The sequence below is a fragment of the Acidovorax sp. YS12 genome (assembly GCA_021496925.1).
Taxonomy (GTDB): Bacteria; Pseudomonadota; Gammaproteobacteria; order Burkholderiales; family Burkholderiaceae_C; genus Paenacidovorax.
In genome coordinates this window covers 3,540,189-3,560,064 of sequence record CP053915.1, presented here as the reverse complement: position 1 = coordinate 3,560,064, position 19,876 = coordinate 3,540,189, and the positions used below count along the sequence as shown (strand labels likewise).

The following is a 19,876-nucleotide window of genomic DNA, read 5'->3' as shown; positions in this document are numbered from 1 at the left end:
AAAGGGGCTGGCGCCGAGCTTGCCAGGCGGTAGGGGGAGGTTTAACATCTTATCAAGAGATTGAATTTTATATATTCATATTTTAAAAAGATGAAACTTCCTCCGATGGACCTGACCGCGCTGGACATCTTCCGCACCGTGGCGGCCGAGGGCAGCGTCACCCGGGCGGCAGAGCGGCTGCAGCGCGCGCAGTCCAACGTGACGACGCGCGTGCGCCAGCTTGAGGCCGAGCTGGGCGTGGCGCTGTTCCTGCGCGAAGGCAAGCGCATGGCGCTGACGCCCGAGGGCCTGGTGCTGCTGGACTACGCCCACCGCCTGCTGGCTCTGGCCGAAGAGGCCCGCCAGGCGCTGCACCCGGGCCAGCCCGCAGGGCGGCTGCGCCTGGGCTCGATGGAAAGCACGGCCGCCAGCCGCCTGCCCGCGCCCCTGGCGCGCCTGCATGGGCAGTGGCCCAACATTGCGCTGGAGCTGTGCACGGGCGCCAGCCAGGTGCTGCTGGACAGGCTGCGCGCCCACGCGCTCGATGCCGTGCTGGTGGCCTGCGCGCCCGGGCAGCCGCCCGATGCGGCGCTGGACACCGTGCCCGTCTTCACCGAAGAGCTGCTGCTGGTGCTGCCCGCGGGCCACCCGCCGGTGCAGGGCCCGCAGGACGTGCGGCCCGGCACGCTCGCCGCCTTCGAGCCCGGCTGCACCTACAGGCGCCTGGCCGAGGACTGGCTGGCCCCGCGCGCCCAGCCCCTGCGCCTGCTGGAGCTGGGCTCGTACCACGCCATCCTGGCGTGCGTGGCGGCGGGCACCTGCGTGGGCGTGGTGCCACGCTCGGTGCTGGCGCTCGCGCCGCTGCCGCAGCCCCTGGGCCAGCACCTGCTGGCCCGTATCGACACGCTGCTGGCCTGGCGCCGCGGCTACCGCTCGGCGGCGCTCGACGCGCTGCGCGACACCCTTCTTCTTTCCTGACCTTTCATCCCAGGCACTTTCCCATGTCCAAACCCTCCCTGCTCGCGGCGCGCGGTGTGCGCCTGCCCATCGTCCAAGGCCCCATGGCGGGCGCCGACACGGCGCGCCTGGCCACCGCCGTCTCCCAGGCTGGCGGCCTGGGCATGCTGGGCTGCGGCATGCGCTCGCCCGCCGCCATGCGCGAAGCCGCGGCCGAGGTGCGGCGCCTCACGGCGCAGCCGTTCGGCATCAACCTGTTCGTGCAGCAAACGCCCGCGCCCGACCCGGCCGCCGTGGCCCAGGCGCTGGAGCGGCTGGCGCCGCTGTACGCCCAATGGGGCCTGCAGCCCGGCGTGCCCGCCCGCTGGTGCGAGGACTTCGCCGCGCAGTTCGAGACCCTGCTGGAACTGCGCCCGGCCTTCGCCAGCTTCACCTTCGGCATCCTGGAGGCCGCGCAGGTGCAGCGCCTGCACGCGGCGGGCTGCACCGTGATCGGCACGGCCACCACGGTACAGGAGGCCCTGGCCTGGGCCGACGTGGGGGCGGATGCGGTCTGCGCCTCGGGGCTGGAGGCCGGCGGGCACCGGGGCACCTTCCTCGGCGACTTCACGGCCGCGCAGGTGGGCACCCTGGCGCTGGTGCCGCAGTGCGTCGATGCGCTGGCGCCCCGGGACGTGGCGGTGATCGCGGCGGGCGGCATCATGGATGGGCGCGGCATCGCCGCCGCCCAGGCCCTGGGCGCGCAGGCGGTGCAGATGGGCACGGCCTTCCTGGCGTGCCCCGAGTCGGGCATAGGCCCGGCCTACCGCGCCGCCCTGGCGCGGGCAGACGCCACGCAAACGCGCATCACCCGGTCCTTCTCGGGCCGCCCGGCGCGCGGCATCGCCAACGCGATGATGGCGCAGCTGCAGCCGCTGGAGGACGCCTGGCCGGCCTACCCCGTGCACAACGCGCTGATGGGCCCGGTGCGCCGCGCCGCCGCCGAGGCGGACGACGGCGATTACCTGGCCCTGTGGGCCGGCCAGGGCGTGGCGGCCGCGCGCGCCCTGCCTGCAGCCACCTTGGTGCAGGAACTGGCCCGTGAATGGCAGGCGGCACGCGAACGAATGGCGGCCTGAGACACACGAGGCACATGCGCAGGCCCTATAGTCGGCGCCCATGCTGCATGTGATAGCAAACACCCGTTTCTTTCTCACCGCTTTCGTGATGGAGCGCCTTCAAGGCGCCGAGGGGGTGCGGGTGCTGCCGCACGGCAGCCACGACCGGGGCCTGACCCATTCGCTGGCCAAGTTCGCCGAGGCCAGCCTGCCTTGGGCGGGGCTGCGCTCGCGTGCGTTCGCGGCCGGCTACCTGGCCCAGTTGCGCGCCATCGAGCCAACGGACAGCGTGCTGGTCTTCGGCGTGGAGAACATCAAGGAGCTGCGCATCCTGCGCCGCCACATCCGCGCGCGACGGCGCACCCTGTTCACCTGGAACCCCGTGCGCGACTACCAGCAGAACCCGCTGCTGCGCCTGGTGCACATCCGGGCCCTGAAAGGGCTCGGCATGGAGGTCGTCACCTTCGACCCCGAGGACGCGCAGCGCCACGGGCTGCGCCTGGTCGACCAGGTGTACCGGGACGTTTCCCCGTACCTGGAGGGCGACGTGACGCAGGACATCGACCTGTACTTCGTGGGCCAGGACAAGGGGCGCATGCCCACGCTGGCGCGCCTGCACGCGGCGGCGCGCCAGGCCGGGCTGCGGGTGCACTTCCACATCACGCCCGACCGGCAGCGCGCCTACACGGCGCAGGAAAGGGCGCTGCTGACCCCGGCGCCCCTGCCCTACGCCGAGAACCTGGCGTGGGTGCGCCGCGCGCGCTGCCTGCTGGAGGTGGTGCAGCCGCACCAGAGCGGGCCCACGGTGCGCAGCCTGGAAGCGGCTTTTTTCGGCAAGAAGCTGCTGACCACCCGCGCCGCGGCGGTGCGGGACGACCTCTACACCCCCGGGCGCGTTTTCGTCGATGGCCACGATGCGCCGGACCGCCTTGGCGCCTTCATGCAGGCCCCGCACCCGCCCATTCCCCAGGCGCTGCTGGCGCGGCACGACATGCTGCACTGGCACCGGCAGTTCATCTAAACCACTGCGGGGGTAGGCTGCGCACCGCGGCCACCGAAGTGCGCCTGCGCGCACAGCCACAGCAGCAGCATGATGAAGAAATGGCTCTCGCGCCCGCTGAACAGGGGGGAGTTGATGAGGCTGTCCACGGCGAAAATCAGGGAGAAGGCCCACAGCAGGGGACGGTCCAGCGCCGCCGCGCGCGCACTGGCGCGCGCGGGCGCGCTCACCAGCAGCAGGAACAGCGCCAGCCCCAGCACGCCGTTCTCCATCCAGAAGAACAGGTACTGGTTGTGCGGATGCCAGCCGCCGAACCAGCACCAGCCCTCTTGCGTGACACGCTGGCACCAGACGCTGTGGTAGCTGCCCGTGCCCCAGCCCTGCAAAGGCTTTTCCTCGATCAGCAGCGCGGTGTGCTTCCAGAAATTGACGCGCCCGCCGATGCTGGTGATTTCCATGCTGCTGCTCTGCGCCGCCTCGTTCAGCCCGAGGGCGATGCGGTCACGCACGGTTTGCGAAGTCGCCAGCACGCCGCCGATGGCCAGCGCCATGCTGCCCAGCACCACCCAGCGCGCACGCCCGCGCAGCGCCAGGAAGACATAGCCTGCCGCCGCCACGCAGAGCAGCAGGTAGCCCGTGCGCCCCTGGGAAAGCTGGGTCACCGCCACCGCCGCCAGCGCGGCCGCCAGCCACCAGGCCCAGCGGCGCCGGCCCTGTGCCGACTGCCCGCGCGCGATGGCCGCCGTGGCGAAGAAGACCATCATGATGTTCTGCGTGATGTAGTCGCCCACCACGGTATGGTCCCCGCCCCAGCCCTGGTTCTGGGTGACGGACCAGGGCAACTGCCAGAACACGTTGGCGTAGACCGACGCCAGGATGAACCCCATGGCAGCCATGAAGGCGTTCAGGCACCGCGTGCGCCACGCGGCCTGCGCCAGCAGGGGCAGCAGGGCGGGAAGCAGCAGGAGCTTGCCGTACTTGCTCAGATGCATGCCGATATCCGCGCCGGGCGCCGGACTGTAGAGCGCGCCCACGAGCACCACCGCGTACAGGCCCAGCGCCCACCAGACCACCGGCATGCCGCGCACCGCCTGCCAGCGCGCGCGGTAGCCCCCCGCCGCCAGAGACAGCAGGAAAGCCAGCGCGATGGCCACGTTGCCGGGCGCGAAAGCCACGGGGAACAACAGGAACGCGGCGACCAGGCTCCATTGGGCCGCCAGCAGAAGGCGCGGCTGAATCCGCTTCAAGAACAAATCGATCCCCTTTTTCTGTCCATACAATGGCGCGCACCTCCGCGGCCCGCGCCCTTGTCCTTCGACCCCGTCCCATGCACCCACTGCCCGTGATCCACACCATGTACTGGGACAACATCCCGGCGGACATTCTGGAACAGCAACGGGCCGTCTTCGCCCATCTGGACCTGCCACTGCAGCAGGAACGCGCGCACCAGCAGCCGCATGGCCGCTGGATGACCGAGGTGCTGGAGCGCCACGGCAGCGACGATGTCGTGATTTTCTGCGATATCGATGCCTTCCCCCTGCACCGCCAGGCCTGTCTCGGGGCCATTGCCCAGGCGCAGGCCGGCGCCCTGTTCGGCCTGGCCCAGTTTTCCAACCACAAGCCGGGCAACCAGGTCTATGCCGGCCCCATGTTCATGGCCTTGCGCAAGGGGCTGTGGGAGGCGCTGGGCAAGCCCGACCTGCAAACCAGCAAGCAGCACGACGCGGCCGAGGTGCTGAGCGCGCTGGCGCGCGCGCGCGGCATCGCCCTGGCCATGCCGGCCCCCACGGCGACCCTGATACCCAAGTGGGCCCTGGGCCATGAAGGCGTGTTCGGCATTGGCACGTTCTACGGCCAGCGCGACTTTTTCCATCTGTTCGAGTCGCGCAAGCCGGCCTACGGCGCCCTGCTCGCTGCCGTGGCGGCCGACGTGACGCAGGACCGCCCGCTGAACTTCGCGCACTACCTCGCGCTGGCGCAGCGCCTGGGCGACGATGCCCCCGCACCCCGGCGCCGCTGGTGGAGGCTGTGAATGCTGCCCCTGGTCTTCATCAACCTCGACAAGGACAGCGAACGCCGCGCCCGCATCGAGGCCCAGCTCGCCCGCCTGGGCCTGCCGGGGGAGCGCCTGCCCGCCGTGTGGTGGAAGCACCTGCCGCAGGCCGCGCAAGGCCCGCTGTACAGCCCGGAGCGCAACCGCAGCCAGTACTACCAGCCGCTGGTCGATGGCGAGAAGGGCTGCTATGCCAGCCACATCCAGGCATGGCGCCAGCTGCTGGCCAGTGACGCCCCGGCCCTGGTCGTGCTGGAGGACGACGTGGTGCTGGAAGAAGCCTTTGCCCCGGTGGTGCAGGCCATCGTCGCGCTGGAGGGCGATTGGGACATGGTCAAGCTCATGGGCCGCCCCGCGGGCGAGAAAATCCGCGCCGCCAGGCCCCTGACTCCCACGCACCGGCTGATCCAGTACCGGCGCGTGCCGAGCTTCACCGCGGGCTACGTGGTGAGCCGCGCGGGCGCGCGCAAGCTGCTCGACAGCCGGGTACCGTTTGGCCGCCCGATCGACATCGACCTGCGCTTCTGGTGGGAAAACGGCCTGCGCATCCTCGGGGTGCAGCCCCCCGTGGTGCGGCTGGACGTGACCAGCCAGGACAGCACCATCGCCGGGCGCGGCACGCCCGCCCGCTGGGCCACGCGCTGGCGCAAGCTGGCCATGAAGGCGCGCCTGACCTGGGGCAATGCACGCCACCTGCGCACGCAAAAAGGCCTGTAGCAAGGACTACAGGCCAAAACCGGCGCAAAGGCTTACGCAGCAAGCGCTAGCAGCTATCAAAACAGGAGAAGCCCGGGGCGATCCCCGGGCACGGGCTCAGTGCCCGCCCTTGACCACCTCGCCCGCCTTCAGGCGGTACACGGTGCCGCAGTACGGGCACTTGCCCTCGCCGTGGTGCGCCACGTCGATGTAGACCTTCGGGTGGGTGTTCCACAGCTTCATGTCGGCCTTGGGGTTGGGGCAATAGACACCGCCATTGCCGTTGAGGTCCTTGGCGAGCAATTCGACGACAGCTTGCGTCATGGTGGTCAAACCTTGGTGAGCCAGTGGGCGTATTGGGGATTGCGTCCGTTCACGATGTCGAAGAACGCGTTCTGAATTTTCTCGGTGACCGGGCCGCGGCTGCCGGCGCCGATCTCGATGCGGTCGAGCTCGCGGATCGGCGTGACCTCGGCGGCCGTGCCGGTGAAGAAGGCTTCGTCGGCGATGTACACCTCGTCGCGCGTGATGCGCTTTTGCACGATCTCCAGGCCCAGGTCCTTGGCGATGTGGAAGATGGTGTTGCGCGTGATGCCGTTGAGCGCGCCGGCCGACAGGTCGGGCGTGTAGACCACGCCGTTCTTCACGACGAAGATGTTCTCGCCCGCGCCTTCGGAGACGAAACCGGCCGCATCGAGCAGCAGGGCCTCGTCGTAGCCGTCGTCCGTGGCTTCCATGTTGGCCAGGATGGAGTTGCTGTAGTTGCTCACCGCCTTGGCCTGCGTCATCGTGATGTTGACGTGGTGGCGCGTGTAGCTGCTGGTCTTGACGCGGATGCCGCGCTTGAGGCCTTCCTCGCCCAGGTACGCGCCCCAGGCCCAGGCCGCCACCATGGCGTGGATGGTGTTGCCCTTGGGCGAGACGCCCAGCTTCTTGTCGCCTATCCACACCAGCGGGCGCAGGTAGCAACTCTCGAGCTTGTTGGCCTTGACCACGTCGAGCTGGGCCTGGTTCAGCTGCTCGGGCGTGAAGGGCAGCTTCATGCGCAGGATCTTGGCGCTGTTGAACAGGCGCTCCGTGTGCTCCTGCAGGCGGAAGATGGCCGTGCCGCCGGCGGTGTTGTAGGCGCGCACGCCTTCGAAGGCGCCGCAGCCATAGTGCAGCGTGTGGGTCAGCACGTGGATCTTGGCATCGCGCCAATCGACCATCTGGCCATCCATCCAGATCTTGCCGTCACGATCGGCCATCGAGGGAACTACGGGGCTCATGGGAATCCTTTGAAGGGTTTGCGGCACGCTGCCGCAAAGACCGCGATTTTACGATTCGCCAGCCTGCCCATCCGCCAAAGGCGCTGGACGCACCAGCTTCCAGCGCACCAGGCAGCCGCCGGCGAACTCGCACGTCACATGCGAGCCGGTGCCATCGGTCCAGCGATAGACCTCGGGCTGCAGCCCTTCGGCGGAGCGCGCTTCACCGAGCGCGCGCGCCAGGGCGACCACGTGCATCAGGTTCACGCCAGACTTCAGCCTGGCGTTGAGCATCACCGCGCTGCCCACGTGGCCGATGGGGCTGCGCGCGGCGCGCGTCATCACATGCACGAGACGCGTGAAATGCAGCAACCCCCACATGACCAGGCCGCCGCCCGCGGCAAGGAGGCCTGGCGGTCCGTAGGCGTGCCACGCGACGGCGGCGAGCAGCACGATGCCCAGGAGCGTGGCGATGTTGCGCAGAGTCATGGTGCGCCATTGTCGGGGAACGTGTCCCGGCGGGCCGTTCCACGGATCAGGGAACGTATCCCGCGCTCAGGCGCACCAGCGCCGGTATGGCCGCCTTCAGGCTCGCCCGGTCGGATGCGCTCATGCCGGCAAGCTTCTGGATCAGATAGCGGTAGCGCAGGTGCAGCACCCGTTCCAGGAACGCGCTCCCCGCAGGCGTGATGGCCAAACCGACGCGGCGCCGGTCCGGGTGGGGTGCGTCGTCGCGCATGATCAGCCCCGCCTCGCTCAGTTCGCGCAGGTGCACGTTCATCGAGGAGGGCCGCATGCGCTCGCGCGCGGCCAGCTCGCTGACGCCGATGCCCGGCTGCGCGCGGATCTGGAACAGCAGCGTGACGTGCAACGCCGGCGTCTGAAGGTGCTCCGCTTCCGAGCGCAGTTGCCGCCACAGCCTGATGATGGGCGAGTGCAGGATATTGGCGAGCGCGATCAGTTCGGCCTCGCTGTCCACGGAGGCCGGCTCCTCTTCAGGAAGCTGGAAGGGCGGGGGCTCGGTGGCCCATGCGGCAGGACGGGTCACTCTGCCTGGCTCACGATGCCCAGCTTGGAGAGCCCCTGGCGCTGCGCTGCCGCCAGCACCATCGCAACATGCTTGTAGGCAGCGTGCCGGTCCGGGCGGATGTGCAGCTCCGGCACCGCCGCCAGACCGGCCACCGCGTGCAGCCGGCCCTGGAGTTCGCCCGCGTCGGCCACGGCCTCGCCATTCCAGCGCAGGGCGCCATCGGCGCCGATTTGCAGTTGGACGGCCTCGGGCACCACCCGGGGCGGCTCGGCGGCGGGCGTCGGCAGGTTCAGGTTCACGCTGTCGAGCTGCATCGGAATGGTGATGATCAGCATGATGAGCAACACCAGCATCACGTCGATCAGCGGCGTGGTGTTGATGTCCACGAGGACCTGGGCATCGCCGGCATCGGCCGGCCTGGGAGGCAGAGGCATGGGACTCTCAAGTGCCGCGCGGCGGCGGCTCGGTGATGAAGCTGACGGTGTGGATGCCGGCACGCTGGCTGGCGTGCACCACCCTCTCGATGAATTCGTAGCGCGCGTCCTGGTCGCCCCGGATCTGGATCTCGGGCTGCGGCACCTGGGCGGATACCTGCTTGAGCCGCTCCAGCAGCGCTGCCTCGCCGGACAGGCGGCCGGCATTCCAGAACAGGCCGCCAGCGCTGTCCACGCCGATGCTCACGGTGTCGGGCCGGGACTGCCGCGGCACGGCTTTCTCTTGCGGCAACGCTACGGCCACGGACTGCGTGGCCACGGGGATGGTGATGAGAAAGATGATCAGCAGCACCAGCATCACGTCCACCAGGGGCGTGGTGTTGATGGCCGAAACCACTTCGTCAGGCCCGCCGTCGCCGGCGCCGATCTGCATGGCCATGGGAACTCCTCCTGGCACCGTGTCAGCGTGCCGGCATGGCCAGCAGGGCCGAATGCAGCGTGGAGCCGAAGGCGCGGATGCCGTCCAGCGCCACCTTGTTGCGCCGCACCAGCCAGTTGTAGCCCAGCACGGCCGGCACGGCCACGCCCAGGCCGATGGCAGTCATGATCAGCGCCTCCCCCACCGGCCCCGCCACCTTGTCGATGGACGCCTGCCCCGACAGGCCGATGGCCGTGAGCGCATGGTAGATGCCCCATACCGTGCCGAACAGGCCTACGAACGGTGCCGTGGACCCCACGGTGGCCAGGAAGGCCAGGCCGCCTTGCAGCCGGTTCTGCACATGCTCTATGGGTTGCTGGATGGATAGCGCCAGCCAGTCGTTGAAGTCGATGTGCGCGCCCACGGCGCCGTGCTTTTCCACCGAGCCCAGGCCGGTCTCGGCGATGTAGCGGAACGGGCTGGCGGCCGGCAGGGCCGCGATGCCCTCGTTCACCTGCGACGCGCTCCAGAGCCTTGCACTGGCGCGCGCATGGCGCCGCAGCCGGGCTTGCTCGATAAGCTTGCCCAGGATGACGTACCAACTGCCCAGCGACATGAGGGCCAGGATCAGCAGCGTGCCCTTGGCCACCGCGTCGCTACCCTCCCAGAGGGCGCGCACGCCGTAAGGGTTGGCTGCTGCTGCATCAGGGACTTGCGCCAGGACCGCGGCACTGGAGAACAACAGGACCAGGCCCGTGGCCAGGGAACGGGCACCGATGGAAGGACGGGAAAGGGGGGGCATGGAAATACTCCGTTTCATGGCGAGCCGGTGGCTCATTGCATCTGGAAGCTGTAGGAAACCTGCACGCGCACCGGCCGCCCCTGGCTTTCGCAGTGGAACTTGCGCGTGGCCTCGATGGCGGCGGAAGCCAGAATGCCGTTGGCCTGGCCCAGCACCTGGATGTCCTCGATCACGCCCGAGGCGGCCACGAGGAACTCGACCAGCACATCGCCGGTGATGTTGCGCCGCTGCGCGACGGCCGGATAGCGCGTGCTGGCGCGCACCTGGGCCGAGTTCGGGCACACGACGCCCGCGCTGAGCACGGCGGGCGGCGATGGCGCAGCCGCAGGCGGCGGCGGGGCCGTGGGGGCCGCAGGAGCGGGCGGCGCCTGCACGGGCGCAGCCGCCACCGTGTCCACCACGGGTGCGGGCGCCACGGCCACTTCGGGCGGCGGCGCATAAAGAGGCGGCGGCGGGGTGCGCGCGGGCTGGCGGACGATGTCCCGCCTGGGCGGCGGCGGTGGCGGGGGAGGCGCCTTGACTTCCTGGATGAGGCGCGTCTGCACCGGGTTCAGGACGGCCTGCACGCTCTCGCGCGACAGGCCGTTGGCGAGCAGGTAGAACGCGCCGACATGCAGGCCGATGATCGTGGCGAGGCCCGCCAGGCGTCGGGAAGGGGGGGCAGATGGCAGGGCGTGGCTCATGGATGTATGCGGCTGTGCGCCTTTCGGCTCTCGCGGTCCGGGCAGCGAATCGTATTTTTCGCGCGGTGCTTCCACAACGAAATTGAACGGATAAGGTAAGTACGAAATCAAGGAACCGCCTCCGCCATCACGGGCTCGCCACCCTGCGCATAGGCCGCATACAGCGCCGCATAGGCGCCGTGGCGCGCCAGCAGCTCCTCGTGGCGGCCCAGCTCGGCGACGCGGCCGTGTTCGATGACGGCGATGCGGTCCGCATGCCGCACGGTGGAGAGCCGGTGCGCGATCACGATCGCGGTGCGGCCTTCGCACAGGCGGCGCAGCGCCTTCTGGATGCGCTGCTCGGTCTGCACGTCCACGGCCGAGGTGGCCTCGTCCAGGACCAGCACGGCGGGATTCGCCAGGAAGGCGCGTACCAGGCACACCAGTTGCCGCTGGCCGTGGCTCAGGTGCCGGCCCAGCGGGCCGACCTCGGTGTGGTAGCCGTGCGGCAGACGCCGCAGCACCTCGTCGGCGCCCAGCGACCGGGCGGCGTCGATCAGCTCCTCCTCGGTGGCTGCCGGGGCGGCCAGGCGCAGGTTGTCCAGCACGCTGCCGCTGAACACCACGTTGTCCTGCAGCACCACGCCCACATGCCGGCGCAAGTCCTGCTGGCGCAGCGCGCGCACGTCCACGCCATCGAGCAGCACGGCGCCCTCACCCACCTCGTAGAAGCGCGCGAGCAACTGCACCAGCGTGCTCTTGCCGTGGCCGGTGCGGCCCACGATGGCCAGCGTCTCGCCGGCCGGCACCTGCAGGTCGATGTCCTGCAGTACCGGGCGCGGGCGCCGCGGGTCGTAGGCAAACCCCACGCCGCGGAACGCCACCACGCCCTGCGCCGCAGGCAGGCGCTGCGCACCGGGCGCGTCCACGATCTCGGGGCGCGTGTCCAGCAGCAGGAAGATGCGCTGCGCGCTGGCCGACCCGGTGGCGTAGCGCTCGAACAGGTCGCTGAGCTCCTGCAGCGGGCCGAGGAACAGCATCACGTAGAACAGGCTTTCGATCATCTGCCCCGCCGTGAGCGTGTCCAGGGCCAGCCCGCGCGCCCCGGCGAACAGCAGCATGGCCATGCCGGCGCTGGTCAGCACGGCCGTGAACGGCAGGAACCAGCCCGAACGGATGCCGTTGCGGATGAGCGACCAACTGAAGTCCCACAGCAGCACGCGGTAGCGTGCGCGGTTGGCTTCCTCCTGCCCGGTCTGCTGCAGCACCTGCACGCCCGACACCGTCTCCACCAGGTGCGCGGTGAAGCGGCTGCGGTTCTCCGCAATGCGCGCCCAGCTCGACTGCGAACTGCGCTTGAAGGCCCACATGGCCAGCAACAGCAGCGGCACGATAGCCAGCAGGCTCAGGAACAGCGAGGGCGCGATGCGCCACAGCAGTACCGCCGCCAGGCCGCAGCGCAGCAGGGCCGAGAGCAGCTCCGGCGGGCCCTGGATCAGCAGCGGCTCCAGCGCGTCCACGTCGCGGTCGGCGCGCGAGATGATGCGCCCGGCCTTCGTGCGGTCGAAGTAGCGCAGGCTCAGCGACTGCACGTGCGCGAACACCTGCACCCGCAGCGCATTCAGCACCGCGATGGCGGCCTTGCCCCCCACGTACTGGGACGCGCCCGCGAACAGGAACCGCGCCACCCAGCTCAACGCCAGGCCCAGGGACAGCCAGCCGACCAGGCCCGCGTCCACGGCCCAGCCGCCCGCCTCCCGGGGCAGCAGGCCCCGGTCCACCAGCACGCGCACGAACCAGGGCCGCGCGAACATCGCGCCCACCAGCAGCACCTCGAAGCAGGCCACCAGCGCGATCTCGCGGCGCACGGGCCGCAGCAGCGGCAGCAGCCGGTCCACGATGATCGCGTTGAGCGGCCGCTGGGCCAGAGCCTCTTCGATCTCGATGTCGCTCATCGCCTTGCGCGGCAGCCCGCGCCCGCCCTGGGCGCGGTTACCGGGCGCCATGGTCCAGCCCCATCAGTTGGCGGTAGCCCTCGTGCCGCGCCGCCAGCGCCTCGTGCGTGCCATTGGCTACGACGCGCCCGCCGGCCAGCATCACCACCCGGTCGGCCTGCAGCACCGTGGACAGCTTGCTGGCCACCAGCACGATGGTGGGCGCCCCCTCCGTGCGGCGGATGCCGTCGAGGATGCGCCGCTCGGTCACGGCATCCAGCGCGCTGGTGGCGTCGTCCAGCACCAGCAGGTCGGGCCGGGCCAGCAGCGCGCGCGCCAGGCTCAGGCGCTGGCGCTGCCCGCCCGACAGGGTGACGCCCCGGTCGCCCAGCAGCGTGTCGAACCCCTCGGGCAACTGTTCCAGCAAATCGTCCAGCGCCGCGCGGTGCAAGGCCGTGCGCAACTGTGCGTCGCTGGCGTCGGGCGCCGCCATGCGCAGGTTCGCGCCCAGGGTGTCGGAGAACAGGAAGGTCTCCTGCGTGACCAGATGCACCCGCTGGCGCAGCCGGGGCAGATCGAGCATGCGCACGTCCAGCCATTCGGTGCCCCCCGCCGTCCCGAGCCGCACGCTGCCGCGCTCCGCGTCGAGAAAACGCGGCAGCAGCGCCGCCAGCGTGCTCTTGCCGGAGCCGGTACCGCCCACCACGGCCACGAACTCGCCGGGCGCCACGGCCAGCGAACAGTCCTCCAGCACCGCGGCGCCGCCCGCCACCAGCGACAGCCCCACGCCGTCGAGCCGCACGCCCAGGGGGCCTGCCGGCAGCACGCCCGCGCCGCTCACGATGGCGGGCTGCGCATCCAGCATCTCCCAGATGCGCCCGGCCGACGAGCGGGCATCGGCGAACGCCTGCATCACGCGGCCGATGCCCTCGATACGGAACACGAGCGTGGTGGCGATCAGCAGCGACGCGGTCAGCTCGCCCAGGCCCATGCGCCCCTGCCCCACCAGCCAGGCGCCGTAGGCCAGGATCCACACGTGCGCCATGGCCACGACGACCTGCGGCACGGGGATGCGGGTGCTGGCGTACCACAACGCGGCGCGGGCCTGCGCCGCGAACACGCCGACCTGCGCCGAGAAGGCGCCGATGCGGCGGGCCTCCAGGCCGAAGGACTTGATGACCCGCACACCGCTGATGCCTTCGCTCAGGTCCTGGTTCACGCGGTCATAGGCCTCGCCCACGGCGCGGTCCAGCTCCACCAGCCGCCCCGTCTGCTGGATGAACAGCGCGATGCCCACGAGCGTGAGGCCCAGGGCCACCACGCCCAGCCACGGGTCGTACCAGCACAGCAGGCCCACGGCGGCGAGCACCACGAACACCGTGTCCACCACCTGGCGCCAGAACGTGATGAAGGCGTCGCGCACCTTGTCGGCGTCGCGCGTCGTGCGCGTGACCATCTCTCCCATGCCGTGGCGCAGGTGGTATCCGAGGTGCAGGCGCTGCACCTGCACCAGGATCATCTCGCGCAAGGTGAGCATCAGGCGCTGGCCGATGGTCTGCGCGAGGACGTTCGTGCCGTACTGCAGCACGCCGCGCGCCGCCGCCACGCCGACGATGACCAGCACCCAGTGCCACAGGCCGTGGCCCGGGCCGCCGTAGTCGAGGCCACCGCCCGCCAGGACCGTCACCGCCTGCCCGCTGGCCACGTCGTTCACCGCGCGGCCCACCAGCCACTGCTGCCAGGACAGGCTCAGGTTCAGCACGGCGAACAGCGCCACGGTGGCGAGGAAGAGCAGGGGCGTGCGGCGGTACAGGGCCAGACAGCGCAGCAGGGGACTTCGTTGGAGCATGGAAGAAAGCAAGGAAATGGAGAGGAGGGACGCCGCAAGCCGGGGATGCGCTACGGCACCGCCTGGGCCGCCGTGTCCCACCAGGTGCGCATGAGCCATTCGTAGGGGCTGTAGTACCGGGGCAGGGTCGCTGGATAGGCCAGGCGCGTGTTGTAGGCCAGCCGGTGCTCGAAGGAGTAGCGCTCGGGCACTACGTAGTAGCCGTGCATGAGGATGCGGTCCAGCGCGCCGGCGGCGGCCTTGAGCTCCCGCTGCGTGGTGGCGGCCATGATGCGGGCGATCAGGGCGTCCACCGCCGGCGACTTCACGCCGATGATGTTCTCGGAGCCCTTGCGGTCCGCGTCCGCGCTGTTGAGCTTGCGGTGCAGCTCGGCGCCGGGGCTGCGCGATTCGCGGAAGCTGATCATGGTCAGGTCGTAGTCGAACTCCTGCATGCGCTTGCGCGATGTGGCGGCATCGCCCACCGAGCGGCGCACGCGTACGCCCATGCGTTCGATGTTGCGCAGGAAGGTCTCGATGCGCGGCAGCGGAACCCCTTCGGTCATCTGCACGTCCAGCGTGAAGGGTTCGCCGCGCGCGTTGCGCAGCGCGCCGTCCCGCCACACCCAGCCCGCCTCGCGGAACAGGCGCTGCGCCTCGACCAGGCTGTCGCGGTAGCTGCGCGGCGGATCGGTATCGGGCATCTCGACCATGGGGCCGAAAACGGCCGGGTCGAGCTGGCCGCGCCACGGCTCCAGCAGGGCCAGTTCGTCAGGCGTGGGCAGGCCCCGTGCGGCCAGGTCGCTGTTGGAGAAGTAGCTGTAGGGCCGCTTGTACTCGTTGTAGAAAATGTTGCGGTTGACCCACTGGAAGTCCAGCGCCAGGAACAGTGCATGGCGCACGCGCACGTCCCTGAACTTCTCGCGCCGCACGTTGAAGACATAGCCGTTCATGCCCGGCACGTTCTGGTGGGGAAAGAGCTTCTTCACCAGCTCGCCGCTGTCGAAGCGCGCCCCGGTATAGATGCAGCACCAACTGCGCGCCTTGCCTTCGTTGATGGCGTCGAACTCGCCGGCCTTGAACGCCTGCACCTGCAGCTCGTAGTCGCGGTAGAGCTTGAAGACGATGCGGTCGAAGTTGTAGGTGCCCCTGCGCGTGGGAATGGCGTCGCCCCAGTAATCCGGGTTACGTCGGTAGCGGATGTTGTTGCGCGTGTAGTCCACGCGGTCCACCACGTAGGGCCCGCTGGCCACCGGCGCCACGGTCTGCAGTTCGTCGAACGGGATCGTGGTTCCATCGGCCCGGCGCGACCACTTGCGCGCGAACACCGGCAGGTCGCCCGCGACGAACGGCAGCTCCTTGGCATCGCTGCGGAACAGGAAGCGCACGGTCTGCGCGTCGAGCGCCTCGGCGGCGGCGATGTCGGCGAAATAGGCGCGAAAGCGCGGGCTGGCCTGCGCGCCCGTCAGGGTGTCGAACGAATGCACCACGTCCTGCGCCGTGACGGGGTCGCCGTTGCTGAAACGCGCGCGCGGATGCAGCCGGAACGTCACCGATCGGCGGTCCGGCGCCACGCGGATGTCTTCGGCCAGCAGTCCGTACTGGGTGGCCTCCTCGTCCAGGCTGTAGACGGCCAGGGTCTCGAAGACCAGCTCGGTCATGGCGGGCGGCGCCGTGCCGCGCAGCGTGAACGGGTTGAGCTTGTCGAAGCTGCTGGCGCCATAGGCCGGGTTGGGCATCACCAGCGTGCCGCCCTTGGGCGCCCGGGGGTTCACGTAATCGAAGTGCGCGAACCCCGCCGGATGCCGAGGCTCGCCGTACAGCGCGATGCCGTGCGCGGCCTGGGCGGCTGGCGCCAGCAGGCAGCCGCCGGCCAGGGCCAACGCAATGGCGAGGAAACGAAGCAGGGGTCTCATGACGATGCGCGCAGCAGCAACTGCGTATAGGGATGGCGGGGGCTGGCGATCAGGGCCTCGGTCTCGCCGCGCTCGACCACCCGGCCGTCCTTCATGACCATGATCTGGTGCGCCATGGCGCGCACCACGGCGATGTCGTGGCTGATGAGCAGGTAGCTCAGCCCGTATTTCTTCTGCAGCCGCACCAGCAGTGCCAGCAGTTGGCGCTGGATGGACACGTCGAGCGCCGAGGTCGGCTCGTCCAGCACCACGATCTCGGGCCCGACGACCAGCGCCCGCGCGATGGCGATGCGCTGGCGCTGGCCGCCCGAGAACTGGTGCGGGTAGCGCTGCAGAGCATCCTCTCCCAGACCCACGTCGGCCAGGGCCTGCGCCACGCGCCGGCGCCGCGCCGGCGCATCCAGGTGCGGGTGGTGCAGCGCCAGCCCCTCGCCCACGATGCGCGCCACGGTCTGGCGCGGCGACAGCGAGCCGAACGGGTCCTGGAACACCACCTGCAGCCGGGCACGCAGCGCCCGGTTTTGCCGCGCCGACAGCCCCGTCACCGCCTGGCCGCCCACCTCGATGCGGCCGGCGGCCGCACGCTGCAGGCCCAGCACCGCCATGGCCAGCGTCGTCTTGCCCGAGCCGGATTCGCCCACCACGCCCACTGTCTCGCCGGCCCGCAGGCGCAGATCCACGCCGTCCAGCGCCTGGAAGGCATCGCGGCGAAACCAGTTGCGCACGCCCGGCCGCTGGCGCTCGTAGCGCACCTGCAGCCCCTGGGTGCGCAGGCGCACCGCGGCGCCGCGCGGCACGGGATCGACCTCGCGCACCGGAATGCTGTCGAGCAGCCGGCGGGTGTAGGGATGGCGCGGCGACGCGAACAGCGTGGCCGTGTCGGCGACCTCGACGATGCGCCCCCGCTCCATGACCGCCACGCGCTGGGCGAACCTGCGCACCAGGTGCAGGTCGTGCGTGATGAGCAGCACCGCCATGGGATCGGCGGCCTGGCCGTTGCGCCCGGGCGGGTCGCGCTGCAGTTGCAGCAGCAGCTCGACGATGCGTGCGCGGATGGTCACGTCCAGCGCCGTCGTGGGCTCGTCGGCGATCAGCAGGCGCGGCTGGCACGCCAGCGCCATGGCGATCATGGCCCGCTGGCGCTGGCCGCCCGACAACTGGTGCGGGTAGCAGTCCACACGGCGCTCGGGCTCGCGGATGCCGGTGCGCTCCAGCAGCGCGATGGTGCGCTGGCGCGCGGCGCGCGCGTCCAGCCCCTCGTGCAGCGTGAGCGTCTCGGCCACCTGGTTGCCGATGGTGTAGAGCGGGTTGAGCGCGCTCATGGGCTCCTGGAAGATCATGGCCACGTCGCGCCCGCGCACCGCGCGCAGTTGCGCGTCGCTGGCCTGGAGCAGATCCAGCCCGCCCAGGCGGATGCGGCCCTGGTGGCTGGCCCCCTGTGCGAGCCGCAGGATGGACAGCGCCGTCACGCTCTTGCCCGAGCCCGACTCGCCCACGAGCGCCACGCGCTCGCCCGCCGCGAGCGCCAGGCTGAGGTCGTGCACCACCGTGCGCGCGCCGAAGCGCACCGACAGGTTGTCGATCGACAGCAGGGGGGCGTTCATGCCGCGTCCTCCGCCGGTCCGGCCTGCGCGCCGGGCGCGTCGATCCGCGTGTCCAGCGCCTCGCGCAGCGCCTGGCCGATGAAGGTGAGCAGCAGCAGCGTCGCCACCAGCACGGCGAAGGTCGGCACCGAGATCCACCATGCGTACAGGTAGGTCTTGGCCTGCGCGAACAGATCGCCCAGGCTCGGCGTGGGCGGCTGCACGCCCAGGCCCAGGAAATCCAGACTGGTCAGGGCCATGATGGCGGCGCTGACGCGGAACGGCAGGAAGGTGATGACCGGCGTCAGGCTGTTGGGCAGGATGTGGCGCCAGATGATCTGCCCGCTCGACAGGCCCATGGCGCGCGCGGCCTTCACGTATTCGAGCTGGCGGTTGCGCAGGAACTCCGCCCGCACGTAGTCCGACAGGCCGATCCAGCCGAACAGCGAGAGCAGCACGAACAGCAGCAGCAGGCTGGGCTCGAAGAACGAGGCGAAGATGATGAGCAGGTAGAGCTCGGGCAGCGAGCCCCAGATCTCGATGAGCCGCTGCGTGACCAGGTCCACGCGCCCGCCGAAGTAGCCCTGCAGGGCGCCCAGCGCCACGCCCAGCAGCACGCCCGAGGCGGTCAGCGCCAGCCCGAACAGCAGCGAGACGCGCACGGCGTACAGCAGCCGGGCCAGCACGTCGCGGCCGATGATGTCGGTGCCCAGCCAGTTCTCGGCCGAGGGCGGCGACGGATGGGGCAGCGCCGTCTGGTACTTCATGGTGTCGTAGTACCAGGGGTTGGGCGCCCGCAGCACGAAGTTGCCGGACCGCGCGAGCTGCGCCTGCACGAAGGGGTCGTGGAAGTCGGCCGGCGTGTCGAGCACGCCCCCAAAGGCGGTTTCCGGATAGCTGTGCAGGACAGGCGCGAACCACTGGCCCTCGTAGCGCACGAGCAACGGCCGGTCGTTCGAGAGCACTTCGCCGCACAGGCTCACGGCGAACAGCAGGCCCAGCAGCCACAGGCTCCAGTAGCCGAGCCGATGGGCGCGAAAGCGCCGCCACACGATCCGCGCGGGTGATGGCTGGGCCACGGGCGCGGCTGCGGCCGATGCGTCTGCAACGGCTCCAAGAACGTCAGCCAAGCGTGTGGCGGGAAAGGGTTGTGCGGACATTTCAGCGCTCCTGGGCATCGAACTTGATGCGGGGATCGGCCAGCACGTAGCCCACATCACCGACCAGCTTGGTCAGCAGGCCAAGCAGCGTGAACAGGTACAGCGTGCCCAGCACCACGGGGTAGTCGCGGCTCTTCACCGACTCGTAGGCCAGCAGGCCCAGGCCGTCGAGCGAGAACAGCGTCTCGATGAGCAGGCTGCCGGTGAAGAACGCACCGATGAAGGCCGCCGGAAAGCCGGTGATGAGCGGCAGCAGCGCGTTGCGCATCACGTGCTTCCAGAGCACCGTGCGTTCGGACAGCCCCTTGGCGCGCGCCGTCAGCACGTACTGCCGGCGGGTCTCCTCCAGGAAGGCGTTCTTGGTGAGCATGGTCTTGATGGCGAAGCTGCCGGTGACCGACGCGATGACCGGCAGCGCCATGTGCCAGAGGTAGTCGCGCGCCTTGGCCAGCGGACCCAGGTCGGCCCAGTGGTCCGAGGTAAGGCCGCGCAGCGGGAAGATGTCCCAGAACGAGCCGCCGCCGAAGAGCACCAGCAGCATGAGCCCGAGCACGAAGCCCGGCACGGCGTAGCCCAGCAGCACGAGCACGCTGGTGAGCAGGTCGAAGCGCGAGCCCGCGCGCACGGCCTTGGCCACGCCCAGCGGCACCGAAATCAGGTACGTGAGCACGAAGGTCCACAGCCCGAGCGAGACCGACACCGGCAACTTGGACTGGATCAGCCCCCACACGCTCTGGTGGCGGAAGTAGCTCTCGCCCAGGTCGAAGCGCGCGAAGCGCGCGAGCATGAGCCAGTAGCGCTCCAGCGGCGGCTTGTCGAAGCCGTACAGCACCTCGAGCTGCCGGACCTGCCTGGCATCCAGCCCCCGGCCCGCGCTGTAGGCGGCCACGCCGCCGCCGCTGGATTCCGCGCCCTGGCTGCCGTCCTGCTCCAGCGCCATGAGCGCCTGCTCCACCGGCCCCCCCGGGACGAACTGCGTGACGACGAAGGTCAGCGTGATCACGCCGATCAGGGTCGGGACCAGGATGAGCAGGCGCTTGAGAATGTAGGACCACATGGGAAAAGGGAAAAAGCGCGGCT

18 protein-coding genes and 1 pseudogene are annotated in these 19,876 nt (G+C 70.2%); 4 read left to right on the top strand and 15 right to left on the bottom strand.

All coding sequences use genetic code 11. From position 1 onward, the window contains the following. Positions 1-105 precede the first annotated feature (105 nt). The 3 genes from YS110_16035 to YS110_16025 all read left to right on the top strand — a co-directional run bounded on the left by YS110_16035 (position 106) and on the right by YS110_16025 (position 3,054). Positions 106-957, top strand: coding sequence for a LysR family transcriptional regulator (locus YS110_16035; GenBank protein ID UJB67486.1), 852 nt, complete (start codon positions 106-108; stop codon positions 955-957). Between the two features lie 23 nt (positions 958-980). Continuing rightward, on the top strand, positions 981-2,054 hold the full coding sequence (locus tag YS110_16030) for a nitronate monooxygenase (protein UJB66155.1): 1,074 nt from the start codon (positions 981-983) through the stop codon (positions 2,052-2,054). An 88-nt stretch (positions 2,055-2,142) separates the two neighbouring features. Continuing rightward, positions 2,143-3,054, top strand: a complete 912-nt coding sequence (locus YS110_16025) for a hypothetical protein (protein UJB66154.1) — start codon at positions 2,143-2,145, stop codon at positions 3,052-3,054. Here the strand turns inward: YS110_16025 and YS110_16020 are convergent. Then, entirely contained in the window at positions 3,051-4,280 is a 1,230-nt protein-coding gene (locus tag YS110_16020) for an O-antigen ligase family protein (GenBank protein UJB66153.1), read from the bottom strand. The genes YS110_16025 and YS110_16020 overlap by 4 nt on opposite strands. 779 nt (positions 4,281-5,059) lie before the next feature. Between YS110_16020 and YS110_16015 the strand changes: the two are divergent. Next, a pseudogene (locus YS110_16015) lies at positions 5,060-5,803 on the top strand (glycosyltransferase family 25 protein). Positions 5,804-5,899: 96 nt separating this feature from the next. On the opposite strand, the gene YS110_16010 reads toward YS110_16015, so the two are convergent. From YS110_16010 to YS110_15945, 14 genes are all read right to left on the bottom strand, one after another. Continuing rightward, positions 5,900-6,106: a zinc-finger domain-containing protein gene (locus YS110_16010; protein ID UJB66152.1), complete on the bottom strand. Its 207-nt coding sequence runs from the start codon at positions 6,104-6,106 to the stop codon at positions 5,900-5,902. 5 nt (positions 6,107-6,111) lie between these two features. After that, positions 6,112-7,050, bottom strand: coding sequence for a branched-chain amino acid transaminase (locus YS110_16005; protein UJB66151.1), 939 nt, complete (start codon positions 7,048-7,050; stop codon positions 6,112-6,114). Positions 7,051-7,098: 48 nt separating this feature from the next. Continuing rightward, a complete protein-coding gene (locus YS110_16000; GenBank protein UJB66150.1) occupies positions 7,099-7,518 on the bottom strand; it encodes a glycerate kinase in 420 nt (139 codons plus the stop codon). A 46-nt stretch (positions 7,519-7,564) separates the two neighbouring features. Next, positions 7,565-8,008 (bottom strand): MarR family transcriptional regulator, encoded by a 444-nt coding sequence (locus YS110_15995; protein ID UJB66149.1) that lies wholly within the window; start codon positions 8,006-8,008, stop codon positions 7,565-7,567. Positions 8,009-8,073: 65 nt separating this feature from the next. Beyond that, on the bottom strand, positions 8,074-8,493 hold the full coding sequence (locus tag YS110_15990; GenBank protein UJB66148.1) for a biopolymer transporter ExbD: 420 nt from the start codon (positions 8,491-8,493) through the stop codon (positions 8,074-8,076). Positions 8,494-8,500: 7 nt separating this feature from the next. Further along, positions 8,501-8,932: a biopolymer transporter ExbD gene (locus tag YS110_15985; GenBank protein ID UJB66147.1), complete on the bottom strand. Its 432-nt coding sequence runs from the start codon at positions 8,930-8,932 to the stop codon at positions 8,501-8,503. A gap of 22 nt (positions 8,933-8,954) precedes the next feature. Next, a complete protein-coding gene (locus YS110_15980; protein UJB66146.1) occupies positions 8,955-9,749 on the bottom strand; it encodes a MotA/TolQ/ExbB proton channel family protein in 795 nt (264 codons plus the stop codon). Continuing rightward, positions 9,746-10,396: a TonB family protein gene (locus YS110_15975; GenBank protein ID UJB66145.1), complete on the bottom strand. Its 651-nt coding sequence runs from the start codon at positions 10,394-10,396 to the stop codon at positions 9,746-9,748. The genes YS110_15980 and YS110_15975 overlap by 4 nt, the downstream gene beginning before the upstream one ends. 107 nt (positions 10,397-10,503) lie before the next feature. Continuing rightward, on the bottom strand, positions 10,504-12,381 hold the full coding sequence (locus YS110_15970) for an ABC transporter ATP-binding protein (GenBank protein ID UJB66144.1): 1,878 nt from the start codon (positions 12,379-12,381) through the stop codon (positions 10,504-10,506). Beyond that, positions 12,368-14,158: an ABC transporter ATP-binding protein gene (locus tag YS110_15965; GenBank protein ID UJB66143.1), complete on the bottom strand. Its 1,791-nt coding sequence runs from the start codon at positions 14,156-14,158 to the stop codon at positions 12,368-12,370. Before YS110_15965 ends, YS110_15970 begins: the two co-directional genes overlap by 14 nt. 50 nt (positions 14,159-14,208) lie before the next feature. Continuing rightward, entirely contained in the window at positions 14,209-16,053 is a 1,845-nt protein-coding gene (locus tag YS110_15960; protein ID UJB66142.1) for an ABC transporter substrate-binding protein, read from the bottom strand. Then, a complete protein-coding gene (locus YS110_15955; GenBank protein ID UJB66141.1) occupies positions 16,050-17,657 on the bottom strand; it encodes an ABC transporter ATP-binding protein in 1,608 nt (535 codons plus the stop codon). Before YS110_15955 ends, YS110_15960 begins: the two co-directional genes overlap by 4 nt. Next, on the bottom strand, positions 17,654-18,796 hold the full coding sequence (locus YS110_15950) for an ABC transporter permease (protein ID UJB66140.1): 1,143 nt from the start codon (positions 18,794-18,796) through the stop codon (positions 17,654-17,656). The genes YS110_15955 and YS110_15950 overlap by 4 nt, the downstream gene beginning before the upstream one ends. Position 18,797: 1 nt before the next feature. After that, positions 18,798-19,853, bottom strand: a complete 1,056-nt coding sequence (locus tag YS110_15945) for an ABC transporter permease subunit (protein UJB66139.1) — start codon at positions 19,851-19,853, stop codon at positions 18,798-18,800. Positions 19,854-19,876: the final 23 nt, after the last annotated feature.

Coding starts and splice junctions, on each gene's coding strand:
- YS110_16035 (UJB67486.1), top strand. CDS start 106: ATGGACCTGACCGCGCTGGACATCTTCCGCACCGTGGCGGCCGAGGGC.
- YS110_16030 (UJB66155.1), top strand. CDS start 981: ATGTCCAAACCCTCCCTGCTCGCGGCGCGCGGTGTGCGCCTGCCCATC.
- YS110_16025 (UJB66154.1), top strand. CDS start 2,143: ATGGAGCGCCTTCAAGGCGCCGAGGGGGTGCGGGTGCTGCCGCACGGC.
- YS110_16010 (UJB66152.1), bottom strand. CDS start 6,106: ATGACGCAAGCTGTCGTCGAATTGCTCGCCAAGGACCTCAACGGCAAT.
- YS110_16005 (UJB66151.1), bottom strand. CDS start 7,050: ATGAGCCCCGTAGTTCCCTCGATGGCCGATCGTGACGGCAAGATCTGG.
- YS110_16000 (UJB66150.1), bottom strand. CDS start 7,518: ATGACTCTGCGCAACATCGCCACGCTCCTGGGCATCGTGCTGCTCGCC.
- YS110_15990 (UJB66148.1), bottom strand. CDS start 8,493: ATGCCTCTGCCTCCCAGGCCGGCCGATGCCGGCGATGCCCAGGTCCTC.
- YS110_15985 (UJB66147.1), bottom strand. CDS start 8,932: ATGGCCATGCAGATCGGCGCCGGCGACGGCGGGCCTGACGAAGTGGTT.
- YS110_15980 (UJB66146.1), bottom strand. CDS start 9,749: ATGAGCCACCGGCTCGCCATGAAACGGAGTATTTCCATGCCCCCCCTT.
- YS110_15975 (UJB66145.1), bottom strand. CDS start 10,396: ATGAGCCACGCCCTGCCATCTGCCCCCCCTTCCCGACGCCTGGCGGGC.
- YS110_15970 (UJB66144.1), bottom strand. CDS start 12,381: ATGGCGCCCGGTAACCGCGCCCAGGGCGGGCGCGGGCTGCCGCGCAAG.
- YS110_15965 (UJB66143.1), bottom strand. CDS start 14,158: ATGCTCCAACGAAGTCCCCTGCTGCGCTGTCTGGCCCTGTACCGCCGC.
- YS110_15960 (UJB66142.1), bottom strand. CDS start 16,053: ATGAGACCCCTGCTTCGTTTCCTCGCCATTGCGTTGGCCCTGGCCGGC.
- YS110_15955 (UJB66141.1), bottom strand. CDS start 17,657: ATGAACGCCCCCCTGCTGTCGATCGACAACCTGTCGGTGCGCTTCGGC.
- YS110_15950 (UJB66140.1), bottom strand. CDS start 18,796: ATGTCCGCACAACCCTTTCCCGCCACACGCTTGGCTGACGTTCTTGGA.
- YS110_15945 (UJB66139.1), bottom strand. CDS start 19,853: ATGTGGTCCTACATTCTCAAGCGCCTGCTCATCCTGGTCCCGACCCTG.